22 protein-coding genes are annotated in these 23,148 nt (G+C 67.5%); 15 read left to right on the top strand and 7 right to left on the bottom strand.

Features of this window, described 5'->3' with window-relative positions:
* Positions 1 to 4 precede the first annotated feature (4 nt).
* Complete coding sequence (locus tag ACM14_RS20410; RefSeq protein ID WP_065347142.1) at positions 5 to 772, top strand: DUF6597 domain-containing transcriptional factor; 768 nt, start codon at positions 5 to 7, stop codon at positions 770 to 772.
* Positions 773 to 856: 84 nt separating this feature from the next.
* Positions 857 to 1,213, top strand: coding sequence for a VOC family protein (locus ACM14_RS20415; protein ID WP_012206122.1), 357 nt, complete (start codon positions 857 to 859; stop codon positions 1,211 to 1,213).
* Between the two features lie 52 nt (positions 1,214 to 1,265).
* Here ACM14_RS20415 and ACM14_RS20420 read toward each other — a convergent pair whose 3' ends face one another.
* Complete coding sequence (locus ACM14_RS20420) at positions 1,266 to 2,747, bottom strand: amino acid permease (RefSeq protein ID WP_013801947.1); 1,482 nt, start codon at positions 2,745 to 2,747, stop codon at positions 1,266 to 1,268.
* A 251-nt stretch (positions 2,748 to 2,998) separates the two neighbouring features.
* A complete protein-coding gene (locus ACM14_RS20425; protein ID WP_012206120.1) occupies positions 2,999 to 3,889 on the bottom strand; it encodes a LysR family transcriptional regulator in 891 nt (296 codons plus the stop codon).
* A 93-nt stretch (positions 3,890 to 3,982) separates the two neighbouring features.
* On the opposite strand from ACM14_RS20425, the gene ACM14_RS20430 reads away from it, so the two are divergent.
* From ACM14_RS20430 to ACM14_RS20440, 3 genes are all read left to right on the top strand, one after another.
* Complete coding sequence (locus ACM14_RS20430) at positions 3,983 to 5,443, top strand: MFS transporter (protein WP_065347143.1); 1,461 nt, start codon at positions 3,983 to 3,985, stop codon at positions 5,441 to 5,443.
* A gap of 60 nt (positions 5,444 to 5,503) precedes the next feature.
* Positions 5,504 to 6,316: an AraC family transcriptional regulator gene (locus tag ACM14_RS20435; protein WP_063325588.1), complete on the top strand. Its 813-nt coding sequence runs from the start codon at positions 5,504 to 5,506 to the stop codon at positions 6,314 to 6,316.
* A gap of 76 nt (positions 6,317 to 6,392) precedes the next feature.
* Complete coding sequence (locus ACM14_RS20440; protein ID WP_065347144.1) at positions 6,393 to 6,779, top strand: cupin domain-containing protein; 387 nt, start codon at positions 6,393 to 6,395, stop codon at positions 6,777 to 6,779.
* Between the two features lie 67 nt (positions 6,780 to 6,846).
* Here the strand turns inward: ACM14_RS20440 and ACM14_RS20445 are convergent, their stop codons facing one another.
* From ACM14_RS20445 to ACM14_RS20460, 4 genes are all read right to left on the bottom strand, one after another.
* A complete protein-coding gene (locus ACM14_RS20445) occupies positions 6,847 to 7,641 on the bottom strand; it encodes an ABC transporter ATP-binding protein (protein ID WP_012206116.1) in 795 nt (264 codons plus the stop codon).
* 16 nt (positions 7,642 to 7,657) lie between these two features.
* A complete protein-coding gene (locus ACM14_RS20450; protein WP_043825488.1) occupies positions 7,658 to 8,545 on the bottom strand; it encodes an ABC transporter permease in 888 nt (295 codons plus the stop codon).
* A gap of 123 nt (positions 8,546 to 8,668) precedes the next feature.
* Entirely contained in the window at positions 8,669 to 9,640 is a 972-nt protein-coding gene (locus ACM14_RS20455; RefSeq protein ID WP_012206114.1) for an ABC transporter substrate-binding protein, read from the bottom strand.
* Between the two features lie 404 nt (positions 9,641 to 10,044).
* Positions 10,045 to 11,745 (bottom strand): electron transfer flavoprotein-ubiquinone oxidoreductase, encoded by a 1,701-nt coding sequence (locus tag ACM14_RS20460; protein ID WP_034394846.1) that lies wholly within the window; start codon positions 11,743 to 11,745, stop codon positions 10,045 to 10,047.
* Positions 11,746 to 11,963: 218 nt separating this feature from the next.
* Between ACM14_RS20460 and ACM14_RS20465 the strand changes: the two genes are divergently transcribed.
* Both ACM14_RS20465 and ACM14_RS20470 read left to right on the top strand, forming a co-directional pair.
* The gene (locus tag ACM14_RS20465) at positions 11,964 to 12,383 is read left to right on the top strand and encodes a thioesterase family protein (RefSeq protein WP_065347145.1); all 420 of its coding nucleotides are present in this window, start codon (positions 11,964 to 11,966) and stop codon (positions 12,381 to 12,383) included.
* A gap of 148 nt (positions 12,384 to 12,531) precedes the next feature.
* Entirely contained in the window at positions 12,532 to 13,113 is a 582-nt protein-coding gene (locus ACM14_RS20470) for a GDSL-type esterase/lipase family protein (RefSeq protein WP_065347146.1), read from the top strand.
* A 39-nt stretch (positions 13,114 to 13,152) separates the two neighbouring features.
* On the opposite strand, the gene ACM14_RS20475 is transcribed toward ACM14_RS20470, so the two are convergent.
* The gene (locus ACM14_RS20475) at positions 13,153 to 14,169 is read right to left on the bottom strand and encodes a LacI family DNA-binding transcriptional regulator (RefSeq protein ID WP_065347147.1); all 1,017 of its coding nucleotides are present in this window, start codon (positions 14,167 to 14,169) and stop codon (positions 13,153 to 13,155) included.
* Positions 14,170 to 14,279: 110 nt separating this feature from the next.
* On the opposite strand from ACM14_RS20475, the gene ACM14_RS20480 reads away from it, so the two are divergent.
* From ACM14_RS20480 to ACM14_RS20515, 8 genes are all read left to right on the top strand, one after another.
* Entirely contained in the window at positions 14,280 to 15,311 is a 1,032-nt protein-coding gene (locus ACM14_RS20480; RefSeq protein WP_065347148.1) for a Gfo/Idh/MocA family protein, read from the top strand.
* On the top strand, positions 15,308 to 16,903 hold the full coding sequence (locus tag ACM14_RS20485) for an acyl CoA:acetate/3-ketoacid CoA transferase (RefSeq protein WP_065347149.1): 1,596 nt from the start codon (positions 15,308 to 15,310) through the stop codon (positions 16,901 to 16,903). Before ACM14_RS20480 ends, ACM14_RS20485 begins: the two co-directional genes overlap by 4 nt.
* Entirely contained in the window at positions 16,896 to 17,675 is a 780-nt protein-coding gene (locus ACM14_RS20490) for an enoyl-CoA hydratase/isomerase family protein (RefSeq protein WP_065347150.1), read from the top strand. Before ACM14_RS20485 ends, ACM14_RS20490 begins: the two co-directional genes overlap by 8 nt.
* 75 nt (positions 17,676 to 17,750) lie before the next feature.
* A complete protein-coding gene (locus tag ACM14_RS20495) occupies positions 17,751 to 19,310 on the top strand; it encodes an aldehyde dehydrogenase family protein (protein WP_065347151.1) in 1,560 nt (519 codons plus the stop codon).
* On the top strand, positions 19,307 to 20,554 hold the full coding sequence (locus tag ACM14_RS20500) for an ABC transporter substrate-binding protein (RefSeq protein WP_013801960.1): 1,248 nt from the start codon (positions 19,307 to 19,309) through the stop codon (positions 20,552 to 20,554). Before ACM14_RS20495 ends, ACM14_RS20500 begins: the two co-directional genes overlap by 4 nt.
* Positions 20,555 to 20,568: 14 nt before the next feature.
* A complete protein-coding gene (locus ACM14_RS20505) occupies positions 20,569 to 21,441 on the top strand; it encodes a carbohydrate ABC transporter permease (protein ID WP_082001472.1) in 873 nt (290 codons plus the stop codon).
* Complete coding sequence (locus tag ACM14_RS20510; RefSeq protein ID WP_016446302.1) at positions 21,434 to 22,318, top strand: carbohydrate ABC transporter permease; 885 nt, start codon at positions 21,434 to 21,436, stop codon at positions 22,316 to 22,318. The genes ACM14_RS20505 and ACM14_RS20510 overlap by 8 nt, the downstream gene beginning before the upstream one ends.
* 28 nt (positions 22,319 to 22,346) lie before the next feature.
* Positions 22,347 to 23,148, top strand: an 802-nt coding sequence (locus ACM14_RS20515) for an ABC transporter ATP-binding protein (RefSeq protein WP_065347152.1), incomplete at its 3' end; no start/stop codon positions are given.

The raw sequence follows: 23,148 nt of genomic DNA on the forward strand, positions 1-23,148 counted from the left end.
GTCCATGCCCTCTGGCCAGGCGCCGCCGCCCGCCCCCTACCGCGAACACTCCCCGCCGCCCGCCTTGCAGCCGCACTTCCAGTGCCTGTGGAGCAGCACCGTGGCCCCGGACTATGCCGGCGGCTTTCTCGTGGTGCCCGATGGCTGCGTTGACATCGTCTGCAAAGGCGGGCGGCTGCTGGCCGTGGGGCCTGACAGGGTGGCTGCGCGGCCCACGCTGGTGCCGGGGTCCGAGGTATGGGGGGCGCGCTTCGGCCCCGGTGCGGCCAGCGCCTGGCTGGGCCTGCCCATGGACGAGATCGTGGGGCAGGCGGTGGAACTGGGCGATCTGCTGGGGCCGCGCGCGCGGGAGTGGGTGCATCGCATCAACGATGCGCAGCCGGGCGCAGGGCAGGCCGTGTTCATCCATGGACTGGTGCAAATGGGCCGCGACGCCCCAGCGCCGGACCGGCAGGCCATGGAGCTGTTCAATGTGGCGGCTGCGGCCGGGCGGGATGAATCCGGTGTGCTGGCCGCCATGCGGGCGCAGCTGGACATGCCGGAGCGCAGCCTGCGCCGCCTGTGCCACGCGCAGTTTGGCTACGGTCCCAAGACGCTGGAGCGCGTGCTGCGCTTTCAGCGCCTGCTGGCCCTGGCACGGTCTGATCGGCAGGCAGGTCTTGCGGCGCTGGCGGCAGATGCTGGCTATGCGGACCAGGCGCATCTGTCGCGCGAAGTGAGGGCGCTGTGCGGCATCACGGCGCAGGCCGCCATGGCGCAGCTGCTGGATTGAGCAGTCCGGCTGGCCGTTTTGTTCAAGACCGCTGCCACGGCGTGGCCGATGATGGCGGCCTACCAGCATTCAACGGAGCATCACATGGGCATCAGGGGCAAGAACCACCAGATCGACAACATCGAGTTCAACGTGGCCGATATTGCGCGCAGCAAGGCGTTCTACGGCGAGGCCTTCGGCTGGACCTTCACCGACTACGGCCCGAGCTACACCGAGTTCAGCGACGGCCGGCTGACGGGCGGCTTCACCACAGGCGAGGAGGTGCGGCCCGGCGGCCCGCTGGTCATCCTATACGCCGACGATCTGGCCGAGGCGCAGCGCCGCGTGGAGGCGGCCGGGGCCGTGATCAGCCGCGCGGTGTTCGCGTTCCCGGGGGGCCGCAGGTTCCACTTCACCGATCCGGACGGCTACGAGCTGGCCGTATGGTCGGCCGATGCCTGAAAGCCAACAGCCCGCATCTGCGGGCTGTTTTTCATGGGGACTGGGCCGGGCGTCAGTCGACGTTGGAACCCAGTTGCATGTCCTTGTACTTCACGATGTGCGTGCCCTTGACCAGGCGGTAGCCGCCCCAGATCAGCAGGAACAGCGGCAGGCCGATGTAGGTGGCGACCACGCCGGTCCAGTCGATGCGGTCGGCCATGAAGGCCTCGTAGTTCTGGCCCAGCGTGATCACCATGCACAGCACGAAGGCGAAGATGGGGCCGAACGGGAACCAGGATGCGCGGTAGGGCAGCTGGTTCAGGTCCAGGCCCTGGGCCTCGAAGCCCTTGCGAAAGCGGTAGTGGCTGATGGCAATGCCCAGCCAGGCGATGAAGCCCGTCATGCCCGACAGATTGAGCAGCCAGATGTAGACCAGCTGCGGGCTGAAGATGTTGGTCAGGAAGCACAGCGCCGCCACCACGGTGGTGGCCAGCAGGGCCAGCGTGGGCACGCCGCGCTTGTTGACATACGAGAACATGCGCGGCGCCATGCGCTGGCAGGCCAGCGTGTAGAGCATGCGCGTGGAGGCGTACATGCCCGAATTGCCGGCCGACAGCACCGAGGTCAGCACCACGGCGTTCATCACGGCGGCGGCCGACAGCAGGCCCGCGCGCTCGAAGACCAGGGTGAAGGGGCTCACGCTGATGTCGCCCAGATCATTCTTGAGCAGGTGCGGATCGGTGTAGGGGATCAGCAGGCTGATGACCAGAATGGCGAAGACGTAGAACAGCAAAATGCGCCAGAACACCTGGCGCACGGCGCGGGGCACGTTCTTGGCGGGGTTCTCGGATTCGCCAGCGGCAATGCCGATCAGTTCCGTGCCCTGGAAGGAAAATCCCACGATCATGGCCACGCCGATCAGCGCCGAGAAACCGCCCGCAAAGGGCGCGTCGCCCTGGCTCCACAGGGCAAAGTTGCCCCAGACGCCTTCAGGCGCGCCGCCCCGCACGATGCCCAGGATCATGAGCACGCCCACGCCGATGAAGAGGATGACGGTGGTCACCTTGATGGCGGCGAACCAGTACTCGGCCTCGCCGAAGCCTTTGACCGAGATGGCGTTGAGGCCGAACATGATGGCCAGGAACAGGGCGCTCCACAGCATGCCGTTGCCGTCGGGGAACCAGTAGGCCATGACCAGCTGGGCGGCCACCAGGTCCACGGCAATGGTGACGGCCCAGTTGTACCAGTAGTTCCAGCCCAGCGCGAAGCCGAAGCCTTCGTCCACATAGCGCGCGCCGTAGGTGGCGAACGAGCCCGAGACGGGCAGGTTGGCGGCCATTTCGCCGAGGCTGGTCATGAGGAAGTAGACCATCAGGCCCACGATCATGTAGGCCAGCAGGGCGCCGCCAGGGCCGGCCTGCGAGATGGTGGCGCCCGAGGCAACGAAGAGGCCGGTGCCGATGGAGCCGCCGATGGCGATCATGGACAGATGCCGCGCCTTGAGTTCGCGCCTGAGCGCGGTGGGAGCGGCATTCTTGGAGTTGTCTGCTGCCATGGATGTGTCGATTGGTGGATCAGATCCCGCGCGGCCGCTGGCCGGCGCGGGGGCAGGAATGCAAAACAGGAAAAACAAAAGAGCCGCTGTGTCGCGGCCCCATCAAGGTGCATGCACCACGAAAAGGCGTGATTGTCCGAGAACGCTGCCATCGTGGAAAGGCAGGAGTTTAATCCCCCTTCACCCACATAAGCGGAACTGAATCCGAACCCACTGTGTGCATGGCGCCACGCCGTCTGCGGCCTGCCTGCCTACCACTGTGTCTGCGCCAGCAGCAGCTGGGCCAGTGCCTTGATGCGCGGCGAGGCCTGGCGCGTGCGCGGGTAGACCAGGGACAGTTCGCGGGCGCGGCCCTCGTGCTGGGGCAGCAGCCGCACCAGCCGGCCCGCCTGCAGGTGCTCGCGCACCGCGAACTCCATGACCTGGGCCACGCCCAGGCCGCCCAGCGAGCCTTCCACCAGCGGATCGCCGCTGTCGAAGGTCACGGTCTGCGGCGCAGGCCAGTCCAGCATCTCGCCATTGCCGGCCAGGAACTGCCAGGGCACGCGCCGGCCCAGGTAGTGGTTGTAGACGGCCATGCAGCTGTGCTGCGCCAGCTCCTGCAGCGTCTGCGGCGTGCCGCGCGCCGCCAGGTAGGCGGGCGAGGCCACGGTCACCCAGCGCAGCGGCGGCAGGGCGCGGGCAATCATGCGGCTGTCGGCCAGCGGGCCGATGCGCACGGCCGCGTCAAAGCCTTCTTCCACCATGTCCACCATGCGGTCGGTGAAGCTGGTGTCGATCTGCAGCTGCGGATGCTCGCGCAGCAACTGTCCCAGCAGCGGCACCAGCACGATGCGGCCCAGCATGGACGGCGCCGTCATGCGCAGCACGCCGCTGGGCGCGCAGCGCCGGTCGCTGACCAGCTGGCGCGCCTCTTCCAGCCCGGCGATCAGCGGGGCGCAGCGGTCCACCAGCGCGCAGCCATCAGGCGTGAGCGAGACGCTGCGCGTATTGCGATGCAGCAGCCGCGTGCCCAGGTCCTTTTCCAGCTGCGCCACGGCGCGCGAGATGCGGGGCTGGCTGGTGCCCAGCAGCGTGGCGGCCTGGGTGAAGCTGCGGCTTTCGGCCACCTTGATGAGCAGGTGCACGGCGTTGAGATCCATGGCATGTCTCCAGATTCGATTAATGCAGTTTTGCATAAGAAAAATGAAAATCTGCTGTTTATCTTCACAAGTGCATTAATTAGGATCGGCGCCATGCCAATGACCGATTCCCCCGGCGCCCTGCGCCACCCGCGCGCCGCCCTGGCGCTGCTGTCCCTGTCCCAGCTGCTGATTGCGCTGGATGCCACCATCGTCTTCGTTGCGCTCGACGCCATGGGCCAGCAGCTGCAGATGGACGCGCACCATCTGCAATGGGTGGTCAGTGCCTACAGCGTGGCCTTTGGCGGCTGCCTGCTGCTGGGCGGGCGCTGCGCGGACCTGCTGGGCAAGCGGCGCATGTATGTGGCGGGCATGGCGCTGTTCGGCCTGGCCTCCCTGGTCGGCGGCTTTGCCTCGCAGCCCTGGCAGCTGGTGCTGGGCCGCGCAGGGCAGGGCGTGGCCGGGGCGCTACTGTTTCCGGCCACGCTGTCGCTGATCAACACCTTGTATGCGGCAGGGCCCGAGCGCAACCGCGCCCTGGCCGTGTGGAGCATGGCGTCGGCCGGCGGGCTGGCGGCCGGCGCGCTGCTGGGCGGCGTGCTCACGCAGACGCTGGGCTGGAACTGGGTGCTGTGGGTGCTGGTGCCCGTGGCCTGGCCGTGTGCCATGGCGGCGCTGCGCTTTCTGCCGCCCTCGGCCCAGACCGGGCGCGCCGCGCCGGGCCAGGGCTTCGATCTGGCCGGCTGCCTGAGCGTGACCGTGGGCAGCAGCCTGCTGGTGACGGCCCTGGTGCAAGGCCCTGAATGGGGCTTTGCCAGCGCCGCCACGCTGGGGACGCTGGCCGTGGCCATGGCGGCGCTGGCGCTGTTCTGGCGCATCGAGGCGCGCATTGCCTCGCCGCTGATGCCGCTGTCCCTGCTGCGCGTGCCCAGCCTGCGCGCGGCCATGCTGCTGACCATGATCTTCATGAGCAGCTTTGGCGTGCAGTACTACTTCCTGGCGCTGTATTTCCAGCAGATCTTCGGCTGGAGCCCGCTGCAGGCCGGCATGGCCTTCCTGCTGCCCACGGCGGTCTGCACGCTGGGCATCCGCTGGGCCGAACACTGGCTGCACCGCTCCACGCCGCGCGCCGTGCTCATGGGCGGCTGGGCCGCAGGCACCATCGGCCTGGCCTACATGGCCTGGGCGCTGCCGCTGGGTGGCAGCTATGTCTGGCTGGTGCCCGGCTTCGTGGTGCTCAGCCTGGGCCAGGGCGCGTGCTGGACCGCCATGTGGGTGGTGGCCGGCCAGGGCGTGGCGGCTGGGCAGCAGGGCGTGGCCTCGGGCATTGCGGCCACGGCCCAGCAGGTGGGCGCGGCGCTGGGGCTGGCCCTGCTGGTCATGGTGGCCACGGCGCCGCTGGCCGGCATCACGGCGCCCGATGCGCTGCGCGAGGCCACGGCCCGGGGGCTGCAGCAGGCCGAATGGGGTGCTGCACTGATCGCGCTGCTGGGGTGGGTGGTGTCTGCGGGCATGCGCCGCGCACCGGCAAGCCAGGCCGTGCCGGGCGCGGAGCAGCCGGCCTGCTCGCCTTGAGGTCACTGTCCCGCAGTTACCATCTGCGGCTGCTTTGCACACCCCTCACCACCAACCCACATGGCAGAAACGAGCATCTCCAGCGACTGGGTCCGGCATTCGCAGCTGGGCGCAGGCCTGGAGCGCATCGAGGCCTATTTCGGCGGGCACGGCTATGCGCCCCACAGGCACGACACCTACGCGCTGGGCCTGACGCTGTCCGGCGTGCAAAGCTTTGCCTACCGCCGCAGCCAGCGGCACAGCCTGCCGGGCGGTGCCATGGTGCTGCATCCCGATGAATTGCATGACGGCCACGCGGGCACCGACGCAGGTTTTCGCTACCGCATGGTCTATGTGGAGCCGGCCCTGATCCAGCAGGTGCTGGGCGGCAGGCCCTTGCCCTTTGTCGAGGGCGGGCTGTCTGCCGATCCGCGGCTCAAGGCCGCGCTGCTGCCGCTGCTGCAGGGCCTGGATGAAGACCTGGAGCCGCTGGCCCGCGACGACGCCATCTACGACCTGGCATGGGCGCTGGACGCCGTGGCGGGCCGGCGCAACGTCCGGCGCCTGCCCGACCTGGGGGCCGTGGAGCGCGCCCGCGCCTGCATCCACGACGCGCTGGTGCAGGGCGTGACCCTGGATGCCCTGGCCCAGGCCAGTGGCCTGGACCGCTGGCGGCTGTGCCGTGACTTCCGCGCGCTCTACGGCACCAGCCCCTACCGCTACCTGACCATGCGCCGGCTGGACACCGTGCGGCGCCTGCTGCTGGCGGGGCAGGGCGTGGCCGATGCCGCACTGCAGGCCGGCTTCTTCGACCAGAGCCACATGGCACGCCAGTTCGCCATGGCCTATGGCGTGCCGCCCGCACGCTGGCTCAGGCGCCTGGGCGCGGCCTGAGCTGCACGATCGTGCAAGACCGGAGGGATGGCGCTTCCTAGCATGGAGGCTTCACACGCTTTCATAAGGTCTGCCCATGACGTTCCCCGTTGAAAACCGCCCCTGCGAGGCCATCAACTTCCCCGAGAAATTCAGCCGCTTCACCGGCCAGTGGAGCCCCCGCGTCGTCGCCGAGATGAACGACTACCAGTTCAAGATCGTGCGCGTGCAGGGCGAGTTCATCTGGCACTCGCATGCCGAAACGGATGAAGCCTTCCTGGTGCTGGACGGCGAACTGCGCATCGACTTCCGTGATGGCCATGTGCTGCTGCGCCAGGGCGAGCTCTACGTGGTTCCCAAAGGCACGGAGCACAAGCCCAGCGCCAAGCGGGAAGCCCGCCTCATGCTGATCGAGCCGCGCGGGGTGCTGAACACCGGGGAGGAAGGCGGCGAGAGGACGGCGATGAACGACGTGTGGATATAGCCAGCCCGTAGCCATCCCATGAACAAGGGGCGCCGCAGCGCCCCTTGTTCCCGGAAGTGCGGAGCGCTCAGCCCAGCAGCAGCGCGTCGTCTGCCAGCTTTTCGCCGCGCACCTTCTCGAACATGTGCAGCAGGTCTGGCACGTCCATGCGGGCGCGTTCTTCGCCGCTGACGTCGAGCACGACCTGCCCCTGGTGCAGCATCACCGTGCGCTCGCCCACGTCCAGCGCCTGGCGCATGCTGTGGGTGACCATCATGGTGGTGAGCTTGGCCTCGGAGACGATGCGCGCCGTCAGCTGCAGCACGAAGTCGGCCGTGCGCGGGTCGAGCGCGGCGGTGTGCTCGTCCAGCAGCAGGATGCGCGAAGGCTGCAGCGCCGCCATCAGCAGGCTCACGGCCTGGCGCTGGCCGCCAGAGAGCAGGCCGATGCGGTCGGTCAGGCGGTTTTCCAGGCCCAGGCCCAGGATGGACAGGCGCTCGCGGAAGTTGTCGCGCATCTCTGCCTTGACGGCGCGGCTCAGGCGGCGGAAGGTGCCGCGGCGCTGGGCCAGGGCCATGTTTTCCTCGATGGTCAGGTCCTCGCAGGTGCCCGCCATGGGGTCCTGGAAGACGCGGGCCACGCGCTCGGAGCGGGCCCACACGGGCAGGCGCGTCATGTCCTGGCCGGCGATCTCGATGCGGCCCTTGTCCACGGACAGGTCGCCCGAGACGGCGTTCAGGAAGGTGGACTTGCCGGCGCCGTTGGAGCCGATGACGGTGACGAACTGGCCGTCGGGAATGTCCAGCGACATGCCGCGCAGCGCCCGCGTTTCGATGGGCGTGCCGGGGTTGAAGGTGATTTCGAGTTGTTGTGCGCTCAGCATGAGGGTTCTCCGGCGATCAGGACTTGCGCTGTGCAAATTTGCGCTTCAGTTGGGGGATCACCAGGGCGACAGTCACCAGCAGGGCGGTGACGAGGTTCAGATCCTGGGCCTTGAGGCCGATGAAATCGCTGTTGAGGGCCGCTGCAATGAAGAAGCGGTAGACGATGGCGCCCACCACCACGGCCAGCGTGGCCCAGACGATGCGGCGCGAAGGCAGGATGGATTCGCCCACGATCACGGCAGCCAGGCCGATGACGATGGTGCCGATGCCCATGGAAATGTCCGAGCCGCCCTGGGTCTGCACGAACAGCGCGCCGGCCAGGCCGACCAGGCCGTTGGAGATCGCCATGCCCAGCAGGATCATGGCGCCGGTGTTCACACCCTGCGAACGGGCCATGCGGGCGTTGGAGCCCGTGGCGCGGATGGCCAGGCCCCGCTCGGTGGCGAAGAACCAGTCCAGGCCCAGCTTGGCGATCACGACGATCACGAACAGGATCACCGGGCGCATCACATAGTCGGCCACGCTGTCGGGCTGCAGCAGGGTGAACAGCGTGGTCTCGTTGATCAGCGGCACGTTGGGGCCGCCCATGATGCGCAGGTTGACCGAATACAGGCCGATCATCATCAGGATGGAGGCCAGCAGGTCCATGATCTTCAGGCGCACATTGAGCCAGCCCGTGATCAGGCCCGCGACGGCGCCTGCGGCCGTGCCGGCCAGCGTGGCCAGCCAGGGATTGGTGCCCGTGGAAATCAGGATGGCGCAGACGGCGCCGCCCAGCGGGAAGCTGCCGTCCACCGTGAGGTCGGGAAAGCGCAGCAATCTGAACGAGATGAAGACGCCCAGCGCCACCAGGCTGAAGATCAGGCCGATCTCGACGGCACCGAGCAATGAGAAAAGAGACATAGGAGGAGCGACAGGCGCGTGGGACAGAAAACGACTTAAAAAAAGGGCAGGGCCATGTTGCCATGGCGCCTGCCACCGTGGGCGCACTGCCCGGGTTGGTCCCGGGCAGGCAAACCCCGGGTATTACTTGATCACCTGGGCGGCCGACTTGACCAGCGCGTCGGACAGCTTGACGCCTTGCTTCTCGGCGGCGCCGGGATTCACGAACAGCTCCATCTTGGTGCTGACTTCGGTCTTCATGTCGCCTGGCTTTTCGCCCTTGAGGATGCGCACCACCATGCGGCCGGTCTGCTCGCCCAGATCGCGGTAGTTGATGCCCAGGGCAGCCACGGCGCCGCGCTTGACGGAATCGGTGTCCGAGGCCACCAGCGGGATCTTGGCGTCCTGGCCGACCTTGACCAGCGACTCGTAGGCCGAGACCACGTTGTTGTCGGTGTTGGTATAGATCACATCGACCTTGCCGACCAGGCTGCGCGCGGCGCTGCTGACGTCCACGGAACGGGGTGCGGCGGCTTCCACCAGGGTCATGCCCAGCTTGGGCAGCAGGGCCTTGAGTTCCTTGACCACCACGGCGGAGTTGGCCTCGCCGGGGTTGTAGACCATGCCCACGCGCTTGGCGTTGGGCACGACCTGCTTGACCAGATCCATCTGCTTGTCCAGGGCCAGCAGGTCGGACACGCCGGTCACGTTGTTCTTGGACGGCTCCCAGCTGGGCACCAGCTTGGCGGCCACGGGGTCGGTCACGGCGGAGAACACCACGGGCACGGTCTTGGTCGATGCGACCACGGCCTGGGCCGAGGGCGTGGCGATGGCCACGATGGCGTCAGGCTTGTCGCCCACGAACTTGCGTGCGATCTGCGCGGCCGTGCCGGTGTTGCCCTGGGCACTTTGGTACTGCCACTTGAGGTTCTTGCCGGCTTCGTAGCCAGCTTCCTTGAGCGCGGCCTGCACGCCGTCGCGCACGGCGTCGAGTGCAGGGTGCTCGACGATGGCGGTCACTGCGACCGACTTCTCGTCAGCGGCGTGGGCGCCGCCCGCGATGGCGGAAATTGCCAGGGCCAGCGCGCCCAGGGGCGCCCAAGACAAGTGCTTCATACGTGTATCTCCAACGTGCTTGTGTTTGTTCCTGTTTGCTCAGCAGAAGGCCGCACAGGACGGTCGCGGCGCTTCGCGGCAAAGTCTACTGCAGCCGCCCTGTACGCCTTGGCGTTTGGACGACCCGGTTTTCACCTATAGGTTTGTATCTAAAAATTGGCATGAAATCTGCGGGGAATGCCCTAGGTGCAACTTTTTCATGCGTGTTGGACAGGTTTGGCGGTGCAGGTTTGCGTCTTCAGGGGCCTGTTTTTGGCTTTGCCGTGCATTTTTATTGCGTGCAAGCGCCTTTCGGATGGCCTTCTATGCTTTCTGGGCCTGCATGGCTTTGACGGCGCTCAAAGAAAAAGCCTGCACAAGCAGGCTTGGGCAGGCTTCAGAGGAGGGCCGGTGTGGCGTGCGGATCACATGCCCGCGTAGTTCGGCCCGCCGCCGCCTTCGGGCGTGACCCAGACGATGTTCTGCGTGGGGTCCTTGATGTCGCAGGTCTTGCAGTGCACGCAGTTCTGGGCGTTGATCTGCAAGCGCTTGCCGCCCTGGGCCGTGTCGTCCACGAACTCATAGACGCCGGCCGGGCAGTAGCGCTGCTCGGGGCCTGCGTACTTGGCCAGGTTGATGGCCACGGGCACCGAGGCATCCTTGAGCGTCAGGTGGGCGGGCTGGTCTTCGGCGTGGTTGGTGTTGCTGATGAAGACGCTGGACAGTCGGTCGAAGGTCAGCTTGCCATCGGGCTTGGGATAGTCGATGGGCTTGCACTCGGCCGCAGGCTTCAGGTAGGCGTGGTCGGGCTTGTCGCGGTGCAGCGTCCAGGGGATGTTGCCCTTGAGCACGAACTGCTCGATGCCGTTCATCAGCGTGGCCGTGGTCAGGCCCTTCTTGAACCAGGCCTTGAAGTTGCGCGACTTGTTCAGCTCTTCGTACAGCCAGCTGTTCTCGAAGGCCTCTACATAGGCGCCCAGCTCGTCGCCCTGGCGGCCCGCGACGATGGCGTCATAGGCGGCCTCGGCGGCCAGCATGCCGGTCTTGATGGCGGCATGGCTGCCCTTGATGCGGCTGACGTTCAGGAAACCTGCGTCGCAGCCCACGAGCGCGCCGCCCGGGAACACGAACTTGGGCAGGGACAGCAGGCCGCCTGCCGTGATGGCGCGCGCGCCGTAGCCCAGGCGCTTGGCCGGCTTGATGCCCTTGGACTCGTCGCCTTCCAGGTAGTAGCGGATGTTGGGATGGGTTTTCCAGCGCTGGAATTCCTCGAAGGGGCTCAGGTAGGGGTTGGCATAGTCCAGGCCCGTGATGAAGCCCAGCGTGACCTTGTTGTCGTCCAGGTGGTAGAGGAAGGCGCCGCCGTAGGTCTTGCTGTCCATGGGCCAGCCGGCCGTGTGCATCACGAAGCCGGGCTTGTGGCGTGCCGGGTCGATTTCCCACAGCTCCTTGATGCCCAGGCCGTAGCTTTGCGGGTCCTTGCCGGCGTCCAGCTGGTATTTGGCAATGATCTGCTTGCCCAGATGGCCGCGTGAGCCTTCGGCAAAGATCGTGTACTTGGCGTGCAGCTCCATGCCCAGCTGGAACTCGCCCGTGGGTTCGCCGTCCTTGCCGATGCCCATGTTGCCGGTGGCCACGCCCTTGACCGAGCCGTCCTCGTTGTAGAGCACCTCGGCGGCAGCAAAGCCCGGGAAGATTTCAACGCCCAGTGCCTCGGCCTGCTCGCCCAGCCACTTGACCACGTAGCCCAGGCGAACGATGTAGTTGCCGTGGTTCTGGAAACACGCCGGCAGCAGGAAGTTGGGGGTGCGCAGGGCGGATTTCTCGCCCAGGAAAACCATGGCGTCGTCGGTGACGGGCTGGGTCAGGGGCGCGCCCTTTTCCTTCCAGTCAGGGATCAGCTCGGTCAGCGCACGCGGGTCCATGATGGCGCCCGACAGGATGTGGGCACCGGGCTCCGAGCCCTTTTCCAGCACGACGACGGAGACATCCTGGCCTTTTTCGGCCGCCAGCTGCTTGAGGCGGATGGCCGTGGCCAGGCCGCCGGGGCCGCCGCCAACCACCACCACGTCGTATTCCATGGCTTCGCGCGGCCCGTACTGGGCCAGGATTTCTTCGTTCGTCATCGGGGTGTCTCGCTTGGATATTGAAAAAACAGGATGTTCGGCAGACCGAACGTTCGTTCGGCTGCAGCGCAAATGCCGCAATGCGGTGGATTCTATGACGTGCGTGGACCCCGTCGTTGCTGATAGGTGACAGCGCGGGAATCCGCCCTGCTGCACAGTGACCGGGGGCTGCGGGGCATGGTGCCTTGCGGTGGCGCTACAACAAGGAGACTGCAGGCATGCGCATAGAGATTCCAGAATATAAAAAATGGGTTCACGAGATGCGATTCAAAGTGCGCTGGGGCGACATGGACGCCATGGGCCATGTCAACAACGCCACGTACTTCCGCTATCTGGAGACTGCCCGCATCGACTGGATGGTTGAAGCGGGCATGGCGCCTACGCCGGGCGGGCAGGGGCCGGTCATCGTCAATGCGTTCTGCAACTTCCACCAGCAGCTGGCCTATCCCGACGAAGTGCTGCTCAAGATGTACGTCAGCGACCCCGGCCGCACAACGTTCGAGACCTGGGGAACCATGGAACGCATCTCCGAACCCGGCGTCATCTGCGCGGCCGGTGGCGGCACCGTCATCTGGGTGGACTTTCCCAGGCAGAAGGCCATCGAGTTGCCGGGCTGGGTGCGGGAGATGGTGGGATAGCGGCCCTGGCGCCCTTCAGATGATGTGCCTGGGCACTGCACGCCAGGCCGTGGTGCCCGGAGTGCCTGCGGGCGAGGGAGCCTCGCGGATCATCGGATGAACGACACATGCCGTGTCGTCCATGCCCGCATTCCCCAGGAGGTTCGATATGGATTGGTTGCAAAAGCTGCTGTGCCGGCTGTTTGGCTATCGCTGCCCGTTGAGCATCGAGCTCAACGGCGACAGCATTCTCAACGGCTACGGCGTGGACATCACGCCGGTGCAGCGCATCCAGGCGGCACGCCCCTGGTGGACGCTGGATGACAGGTGCATCAACGGCCTGCGGCTGCAAAAACTCATGCTGACGTTTGCCGATGTGCCGCACAACAGCCGCGTCACGGTCATCGCCTTGGGCGCCAATGACGGCTTCGGCCTGGTCCCGCCAGACGAGTACCGGGCCGACCTGCTGGAGGCCGTGCGCATCAGCCGGGAATGCGGCTCCACTCCCGTGTTCACGGGCCTGCCCGGCATGCCGCTGGGGCGCTTTCCCGTTGAATGGACGAACAACCTGGACGCCCTGAACGCGGTGATGCACGACATCGCCACGCAACAGGGCATACCGCACGCCGGCTGGGATGCGGACTTTCGGGGTGACGAAGACCTGAACCCGGATGGCGTGCACCGCACCCAGGCCGCCAGCGACAGGTTGGCGCAACTGCTGATCCAGACGATTGACGGGCTACCGCGCTGAGCCTGCAGAGCCGGGCCAGTTCCGACCGAGCCGCGGTCTTCAGGCTGACTGGCGCAGCACCAGCTTGGGCCTGGCCAACAACTGCTGGCGGGGCTGGCCCGGATGGGCCATGCGTGCCAGCAGCAAGGTGGCAGCCTGTTCGCCAAGCTCGGCGGGGCGCACGTCCACCGTGCTCAGGGGGGGATGGGAATGCGCGGCATCGAACACGTTGTCGAAGCCCATGAGCGCGAAGTCTTTGCCTGCGCGCAGTCCGTTTTCGTCCAGGGCAGACAGTGCGCCAAAGGCCACCAGATCGTTGTAGCAGATGGCCGCCTTGATGGCTGGTTGCGCGGCCAGCAGGCTGAGCATGGCGTCATGCCCTCCCGTGCGCGTGGGGCTGGCGGAGAAAACCAGGTCTTCATCGAAAGCCAGGCCTGCATCGGCAAAGGCGGCCCTGCAGCCGCTCAGGCGCTGCTCCAGCATCAGGCCGTCCAGCCCTCCCAGAAAACCGATGCGGCGATGCCCGGCCGCCAGCAGGTGGCGCGTGGCCGCCATCACGCCATGGGCGTTGTCGGCGCCTGCGAAGTCGTAGCTTCCCTCGCCCAGCGTGCGGATCATGACCACCAGGGGAATGCCCCATGACTGCAGGTCCTGCGCCAGCGAGGCCGGCGTGTCCAGCGCCGGGCACAGCGCAATGCCGGCCGCGTTGTGCTCGCGCATGGCGGTCAGCACTTTTTGCTGGCGCTCCAGGCTTTCGCTGGTATGGGCCATGAGCGTGATGAAGCCGGCATCGGCCAGCCTGCGCTCCAGCCCCGCCAGCACCTCGGCAAAGAAGGGGTTCATCAGGTCGTTGATCACGACACCGACCATGTTGGACGACTGGCGCCGCAGCTCTCCGGCGCGGCGGTTGTAGACGTAGCCGAGCTGCGCTGCCGCTGCACGCACGCGCTCCGATGTCTCGGCCGGAATCAGGGGGCTGCCCTTGAGCACCAGCGACACCGTTGATTTGGATACCTGGGCCGCAGCCGCCACGTCAAGGATGGTCACGGCGCGCACGGAAGGGGGCTTGTTCATCATGGTTCGGTGTTTTCCCTGGGTCGGCGCGATTGTGCTTGATCTTCTTTTGGAACGTTCCAATAATCAATTAGAACGTTCCAATAGAAATTATCAATACAAGGAGGGAGACCATGAGCGAGGTCGGTTGGGGATTGATAGGGGCCAGCACCATTGCTGCCGATCACATGATCGGTGCCATCCGCGCGCAGCGCGGGCACACGGTGGCGGCGGTCGCCAGCCGCAGTGCAAAGCGCGCGGCGCAGTTTGCTGCCGAGCAGGGCATTGCCCGCGCCTACGACTCGGTGCCCGCCCTGCTGGCCGACCCGTCAGTCCAAGTGGTCTACGTCAGCTCCGACAACGAACTGCGCCACGCCCAGGTCCTTGCTGCGGCAGCGGCCGGCAAGCATGTCCTGTGCGAGAAGCCATTGGCGCTGACCGTGGAGCATGCGTTGGACATGGTGAGGGCATGCCGGGCCGCAGGCGTAGTGCTGGGCACCAACCACCACCTGCGCAACGCGGCAACGCACCGCAGGATGCGCGAGCTGGTGCGCAATGGCGCCGTGGGCCAGCCGCTGTTTGCGCGCGTCTTCCACGCCATCGAACTGCCGCCCTCTGTGCAGGGCTGGCGGCTGGAGCGGCCCGAGGCCGGTGGCGTGATCCTCGACATCGGCGTGCATGACGTGGATGCGCTGCGCTTCATCCTGGGGGCTGAGCCGGTGGAGGCGGTGGCGCTGGAGCAGCAAGGACCGCTGTCCCGCAACGGCGTGGCGGACGGCGTGATGGCCGTGCTGCGGCTGGACAACGGCGTGCTGGCGCAACTGCATGCGGCATTCACCGTGGCGCATGCGGGAACCGGCATCGAGATCCATGGCGCCTCGGGCTCGCTCATCGGGCGCGATGTGATGACGCAGCGGCCGGGCGGCGAGGTGCTGCTGCGCAATGGGGCCGGCGAGCAGTCCATTGCCGTGGAGCACCACGGTCTCTACGCGCATGGGGTGGTCGCGTTCTGCGCCGCCCTGCGCGGCGAAGGCCTGCCTGCCGCCACCGGCGAGGACGGCGTGCGCTCGCTGGCGGCGGCGGTGGCCATGGCCCAGGCCTGCCGCACGGGCCGGGCCGTACCCATAGCCAATCCCCTTGCACGGGAACGGGGAGCAGCCGCATGAACAAGCACATCACCGCCGCACAGGCTGCAGCCTTGCTGCGCGACGGCGACATCGTCAGCGTGAGCTCGTCCAGCGGGCTGGGCTGCCCCGACAAGGTGCTGGCCGCCATTGGCGAGCGCTTCGAACGCGAGGGTGCTCCGCGCAACCTGACCACGCTGCACCCGATTGCGGCCGGCGATATGTACGGCATCAAGGGAATGGACCATCTGGCCCGGCCCGGGCTGCTGTCGCGTGTCCTGGCCGGCTCGTATCCCAGCGGCCCGTCCTCACTGCCCATGCCTGCGATCTGGCGCATGGTGGTGGACAACCAGATCCAGGCCTACAACATCCCCAGCGGCATCCTGTTCGACATGCACCGCGAGGCGGCTGCGCGGCGCCCGGGCGTGCTGACCCAGGCGGGCATGGGCACCTTTGTCGATCCCGCACAGCAGGGCTGCGCGATGAACGAGCCGGCCAGCCGCCATCCGGTAGTGCGCCTGCAGCATTTCGACGGGTGCGACTGGCTGTTCTTTCCTGCTGTGGCGCCCGACGTGACCGTCCTGCGCGCCACCACGGCCGATGAGCGCGGCAACCTGGGCTATGAGCACGAAGGCGCGCTGCTGGGTGCGCTGGAGCAGGCGATGGCCGCACGCAACAACGGCGGCATCGTCATCGCCCAGGTCAAGCGCATCGTCAGGGCCGGCCACCTGAGGCCGCACGATGTCCGCGTCCCCTGCCATCTGGTGGACCATGTGGTGGTCGATGCCGATCAGTGGCAGACCACGCAGACGGTGTATGACCCGGCCATCAGCGGGGAGGTTGCGCAACCGCTGTCCGGCTTCGAGCCCCAGGCCTGGGGGCCCGAGAAGGTGATTGCGCGCCGCGCCGCCATGGAGCTGGCGCACGGGCATGCCGCCAACCTGGGCTTTGGCATTGCGGCCAATGTGCCGCGCATCCTGCTCGAAGAGGGCCTGCATGGCGAGGTGACCTGGGTCATAGAGCAGGGCGCCGTCGGCGGCATGCCGCTGCTGGGCTTTGCCTTTGGCTGCGCGGCCAATGCCGATGCCATCGTGGCCTCACCCCAGCAGTTCACCTATTTCCAGGGCGGGGGCTTCGATGTGACGCTGCTGTCCTTCCTTCAGGTGGATGGCGATGGCAGCGTCAATGTCTCGCGGCTGGGGGCCAGGCCCTATCTGACGGCCGGCTGCGGCGGCTTTGTGGATATCACGGCCCATGCGCGGCGCATCGTCTTCTGCGGACTTTTCACGGCCGGCGCCAGGCTGCGCGTGGGAGACGGGCGGCTGGACATCCTCGAGGAGGGCGGCACGCGCAAGTTCGTCGGCACGGCCGAGCACATCAGCTTCAGCGGCCTGGTCGGGCGCCAGCGCGGGCAGCGGGTGCGCTATGTGACCGAGCGCTGCGTCATCGACCTCGAAGACCAGGGCCTGGTCGTGCGCGAGATCGCGCCCGGCGTGGACCTGCAGCGCGATGTGCTGGAGCAGGCCGGCATGGCGCTGCAGGTGGCGCCCGACCTGCGGCGTATGGATGAGTGCCTGTTCCACGATGCGCCCTTTGGCCTGGCCCTGCAGGCCCGGGAGGTCCGCCGTGGCTGAGACCCTGGTTCAACTGGTGCGCCAGGGCCCCGTGGCCCAGGTCACGATAGACCGGCCCGCACGGCTCAACGCGCTGACCCCCTGCATGCTTGACGCACTGGAGCACATGGCGCGCGAGATCGAGGCCGATGGCGCCATCCGTGCCGTGGTGCTGACCGGCCGTGGCGACAGGGCCTTTTGCGCGGGGGCCGACATTCATGCCTGGGCCGCGCTGCAGCCGCTGGACATGTGGCGGCAGTGGGTGCGCCGTGGCCACCAGGTGTTCGACCGGTGGGCGCGGCTGCGCCAGCCCGTGATTGCGGCGCTCAACGGCCATGCGTTCGGCGGCGGGCTGGAGCTGGCCATCACCAGCGATGTGCGCATCGCCGTCGATACGGCGCAGTTCGCGCTGCCAGAGGCATCGATCGCCACCTGTCCCGGCTGGTCCGGCTCGCAGCGGCTGGTGCGGCTGATCGGCCCCGGCCACGCGAAGTACCTGGCCCTGGGCGGCGTGCGGCTGTCCGCCGATCAGGCGCTGGCCTGCGGGCTGGTGCATGAACGGGTGCCGGCCAGCGAACTGGGCCTGCGCGCTGCTGCGTTGGCCCACGACATGGCAGGCCAGGCGCCCGTGGCACTGCAGCTGACCAAGCAACTGATCAATGCCGCCGCCGGCGAAGACGCACCCGCCGCACTGGAAGCCATGGCCGCAGCCCTGGCCGCGAGCACGGCCGATGCAGCCGAAGGCCTGCGCAGCTTCAAGGAAAAGCGCGTGCCGCGCTACCTGGGCCGCTGAATCTGCGCCGACCTGCCGACCTGCCGATTCGCCGTCCCGCCCTTGCCCCCTGAATCACCCAAGGAGACCGCCACCATGACTGCCGCGAACCCGCCTCCAGCCCATGCACCTGCAGTGAATGCAGGGGCCATGGCCGGCCTCGTCCACAGGCCCCCGTTCCATGGCCGGCTGCTCATCGATGGCGCCTGGGCCGATGCGGCCGACGGCGCGACGCTGGAGCGCCGCTCCCCGGCCCACGGCACCGTGGCCAGCATCCATGCGCGGGCCGGGCTGGCCGATGCCGCGCGTGCCATTGCCGCCGCACGCCGCGCTGCGGACCACGGGCCCTGGCCCCGCATGAAGGGTGCGCAGCGCGCCAGCGTGCTGCGTGCCGTGGCCGAATGCCTGCTGGACCGCAGGCAGGAATTGGCGCGTATGGAGACGCTGGAGACTGGCAAGCCGCTGGCCCAGTCGCTGGACGAGGTGGGCGCGGCAGCCGACCTGTGGCACTACGCCGCCGCACTGGCGCGCAACCTGCATGGCGACAGCTATGACACGCTGGGCGAGCAGACGCTGGGTGTGGTGCTGCGCGAGCCGCTGGGCGTGGTCGGCATCGTCACGCCCTGGAACTTTCCCCTGCTCATCGTCAGCCAGAAGCTGCCCTTTGCGCTGGCCGCCGGCTGCACGGCCGTGGTCAAGCCGGCCGAGGAAACATCGGCCACGACGCTGATGCTGGGCGAGATCCTCATGAACGCCGGCCTGCCGCCCGGTGCCGTCAACATCCTGCCAGGCGGCGGTGGCGCTGTCGGCGAGGTCCTGGCCGCGCACCCGGACATCGACATGCTGTCCTTCACGGGCTCCACGGAAACAGGCCGGAAGGTGGCCGCAGCATCGGCGCAGACCCTCAAGAAGCTGTCCCTGGAGCTGGGCGGCAAGAACCCCCAGATCGTCTTTGCCGACTGCGACTTCGAGGCGGCCGTCGATGCCACGGTGCTGGGCATGCACTTCAATGCCGGCCAGTGCTGCAACAGCGGCAGCCGCGTGCTGGTGCAGGCGGCCATCGCGGAGCGCTTCGTGGCCGCCGTGGCCGAGCGCGCTCGGCAGGTGCGCGTGGGCGATCCGCTGGACCAGGGCGTGCAGGTGGGCGCCATCACCACGCAGCGCCAGCTGGACGCCATCCTCATCCATATCGAGGCCGCGCGCCAGGCCGGCGCACGCGTGGTGCTGGGGGGCGGCCGCATGGCGCGCCCGGGCCTGTATGTGGAGCCCACGGTACTGGCCGGCGTGACGCCGGACATGGCCATTGCCAGGCAGGAGGTCTTCGGGCCCGTGCTCGCGGTACTGGTCTTCGAGGACCTGGACGATGCGATCGACCTGGCCAACGCCACGCTCTACGGCCTGTCGGCCGCCGTCTGGAGCCGTGACTTCAGCACCTGCCTGGCGGCGGCGCGGCGCATCAAGGCCGGCACGGTCTGGGTCAATACCTTCCTCGAAGGCCATGCCGAGCTGCCTTTCGGCGGCTACCGCCAAAGCGGTCTGGGCCGAGAGCTGGGCCGCCGTGCCGCCGAGGACTACACCCAGGCCAAGACCCTGCACATGCACCTGGGTGCGCGCAGCCACTGGTATCTGCCCATCCACGAAGGAGACACGGCATGAAGCGGCCACTGACTGCCATGGCGCTGGCCATGGCCCTTGCCACACCGCCGGCCGCCATGGCCGGGCAGAGCGTCGAGGTCCTGCACTGGTGGACCGCTGGCGGCGAGGCCGCCGCGCTGAACCTGCTCAAGAGCGGGCTGGAAAAGCAGGGCGTGCGCTGGAACGACATGCCCGTGGCCGGTGGCGGCGGCGAGGCGGCCATGACGGCGGTGCGCGCCCGCGTGACCTCGGGCAACCCGCCCACGGCGGTGCAGATGCTGGGCTTCGACATCCTGGACTGGGGCGGCCAGGGCGTGGTCGCCGACCTGGATGCCCTGGCCGCGCGCGAGGGCTGGGACAAAAGCGTGCCGCAGGAGGTGCAGAAATTCTCGCGCTACCAGGGCCGCTGGATCGCGGCGCCGGTCAACATCCATTCGACCAACTGGCTGTGGGCCAACCGGCAGGTGCTGGCCCAGGCGGGCGTGACGGCCGAGCCAGCGAGCTTTGACGAATTCATCGCGGCGGCGCGCAAGGTGCGCCAAGCCGGCTTCATCGCCATCGCCCATGGCGGCCAGCCCTGGCAGGAGGCCATCGTGTTCGACAGCGTGGCCCTGTCCACGGGCGGCGCCGACTACTACCGCAAGGCCTTCATCGAGCGCGATCAGGCCACCATCCGGTCGGCGACCACGCGCAAGGTATTCCAGCGCATGGCGCAGATCCGCAGCCTGGTGGACAAGGATTTTTCGGGGCGCGACTGGAACGTGGCCTCGGGCATGGTCATCGCCGGCAAGGCGGGCTTCCAGATCATGGGCGACTGGGCCAAGGGCGAGTTCCTCAACGCCGGCAAGCAGCCCGGCAAGGACTTTGCCTGCTATCGCTTCCCGGGCACCCAGGGCATGGTGGCCTTCAGTACCGACCAGTTCGTGATGTTCAGGCTGTCCGACGCGGGCAAGGCGGCCGCTCAGCGCAAGCTGGCGGCCGCCATCATGGAGCCGGCCTTTCAGTCGGCGTTCAATGTCGTCAAGGGTGCGGCGCCTGCGCGCCTGGACGTGGCGGATACGGCCTTCGACGAATGCGGCAAAAAGGCCATCCGCGACGTGGCCGAGGCCGATGGCCGGCGCAGCATGCTGGGCTCCATTGCGCTGGGCCATGCGACGGCCGCATCGGCCAAGAACGCCATCTATGACGTGGTCACGCGCCACTTCAACGGCCAGATCGACGATGCCAGGGCCGTGGCCGAGCTGGCCTCGGCCCTGGCCGACTGATGGAGGACCCTGCCATGAAGGCCGGCTGGCTCCCCAGGCTGCTGCTCAGCCCCAGCGTGCTGCTCACGCTGGTGTGCGTGTACGGATGCATTCTGTTCACGGTCTATCTGTCGTTCACGGCATCGACCCTGCTGCCGCGCCATGAATGGGCCGGCACCGCTGCCTACACGCGGCTGCTGGGGCTGGAGAACTGGAAGATCTCGGCGAACAACCTCGCGGTGTTCGCCAGCCTCTACATCGCCATTGCCATGGCGCTGGGCCTGGTACTGGCCATCCTGATCGACCAGAAGATCCGCGCCGAGGCCGTGCTGCGCTCCATCTTCCTGTACCCCATGGCCCTGTCCTTCATCGTCACGGGAACGGCGTGGAAATGGCTGCTCGACCCCGGCGTGGGCCTGGAAAAATCCATGCACCTGCTGGGCTGGCAGGGTTTTGCGTTCGGCTGGATCAAGGACGGCGACATGGCCATCTACTGCGTGGTCATCGCCGCCGTGTGGCAGACCAGCGGCTTTGCCATGGCCCTGTTCCTGGCGGGCTTGCGCGGGGTGGACTCCGAGCAGATCCATGCGGCGCGGCTCGATGGCGCGCGCACCTGGCAGGTCTACTGGCGCATCGTCCTGCCGCAATTGGGGCCGGTTTTCGTATCGGCCTTCGTGATCCTGGCGCACATGGCCATCAAGTCCTATGACCTGGTGATTGCGCTGACCAATGGCGGGCCAGGCCGCTCGACCTGGCTGCCCTCGGTGTTCATGTACCAGTACTCGTTCACCCGCAACGAGATGGCCGTGGGCGCGGCCAGCTCGGTGCTGATGCTGCTGGCCGTGGGCGCCATCGTCCTGCCCTATCTCTGGGGCGCCATGCGCAGCGCAGGAGGTCGCCATGACTGAGCTGCGCACACCCTGGTCCGTGACACGGCGGCTTCAGCCCTGGCGCGTGCTGCTGTATGCGGCGCTGGTCCTGCTGGCGGCGGTCTTCCTGCTGCCGGTCTATGTGATGCTGGCCAATTCGTTCAAGCCGCTCGACGAGATCCGCAGCGGCCACCTGCTGGCGCTGCCCGGCCAGTGGACGCTGGCGCCCTGGCGCAGCGCCTGGAGCACGGCGCAGATCGGCGTGCAGGCCACGGGGCTGCGGCCGTTCTTCCTCAATTCCTTCCTGGTGGCCGTGCCATCCGTGCTGCTGTCCACGGCCCTGGGCGCGCTCAACGGCTGCATCCTGACCCAGTTCCGTTTCCGGGGGGCGGACCTGCTGTTCGGCGCCATCTTGCTGTCTGTCTTCATTCCATTCCAGATCGTGCTGATCCCCATGGCCAAGATGCTGGGGGCGCTGGGCCTGGCGGGCAGCCTCAAGGGCCTGGTCTTCGTCAACACGGTGTACGGCATAGGCTTCACCACGCTGTTCTTTCGCAACTACTACGCGGCCTTCCCGGCCGAGCTGGTGCGCTCGGCGCGCATGGATGGCGCGGGGTTCTTCGGGCTGCTGTGGCGCGTGCTGCTGCCCAACAGCCTGCCCATCGTCGTGGTGGCCGCGATATGGCAGTTCACCAGCATCTGGAACGAGTTCCTTTTCGGCGCCTCGTTCAGCGATTTCAGCTCCTACCCGCTGACCGTGGCGCTGAACAACCTGGTCAACAGCAGCACCGGTGTCAAGGAATACAACGTCCACTTCGCGGGGGCGTTCATCGCGGCCTTGCCGACGCTGGCCGTGTACCTGGTGTCGGGCCGATTCTTCGTGCGCGGGCTGATGGCCGGCGCCGTCAAAGGCTGATGCCCAGCATCTTCCAGTGAGGCATTCCATGGCATTCCTTGATCTCGACCGCATCCACAAGCGCTTCGGCGCGGCCAGCATCCTGCAGGACATCAGCATTGCCGTGCAGGAGGGCGAATTCCTGGTCCTCGTCGGCCCGTCGGGCTGCGGCAAGAGCACGCTGATGAACATCATCGCGGGCCTGGAGCCGCCCAGCGGCGGCCGTCTGGCGCTGGGCGGCCGCGACATCACCCACGCGGCGCCGGCCGAGCGCGACATCTCCATGGTGTTCCAGTCGTATGCGCTGTACCCCAACATGACCGTGGCGGGCAACATCGGCTTTCCGCTGGAGATGCGCAAGGTGGACAAGTCGCGGCGCCTTGCGCGGGTGCAGGAGGTGTCCAGGCTGCTGCAGATAGAGCACCTGCTGGGGCGCAAGCCGCGCCAGCTGTCGGGCGGCCAGCGCCAGCGCGTTGCCATAGGGCGGGCGCTGGCGCGCGAGCCGCAGCTCTACCTGTTCGACGAGCCGCTGTCCAACCTCGATGCCCAGCTGCGCGTGGACATGCGCGCCGAGATCAAGAAGCTGCATCAGCGCCTGGGCGCCACCATCATCTATGTCACGCACGACCAGATCGAGGCCATGACCCTGGCCACGCGCATCGCCGTCATGAAGGGCGGGGTGCTGCAGCAGCTGGGCACGCCGCAGCAGGTCTACAACCGGCCGGCCAACACCTTTGTGGCGGGCTTCATGGGGTCGCCTCGCATGAACCTGCTGCCTGCGCGCGTGGGTGAGGGGGCGGGTGAGGGGCAGGGCGGTCCCTTCCTCGATATCGGCGGCCAGTCCCTGCCCC

This window comes from Delftia sp. JD2 (genome assembly GCF_001682645.1).
In the GTDB taxonomy this organism is placed as follows: Bacteria; Pseudomonadota; Gammaproteobacteria; order Burkholderiales; family Burkholderiaceae_C; genus Comamonas; species Comamonas acidovorans.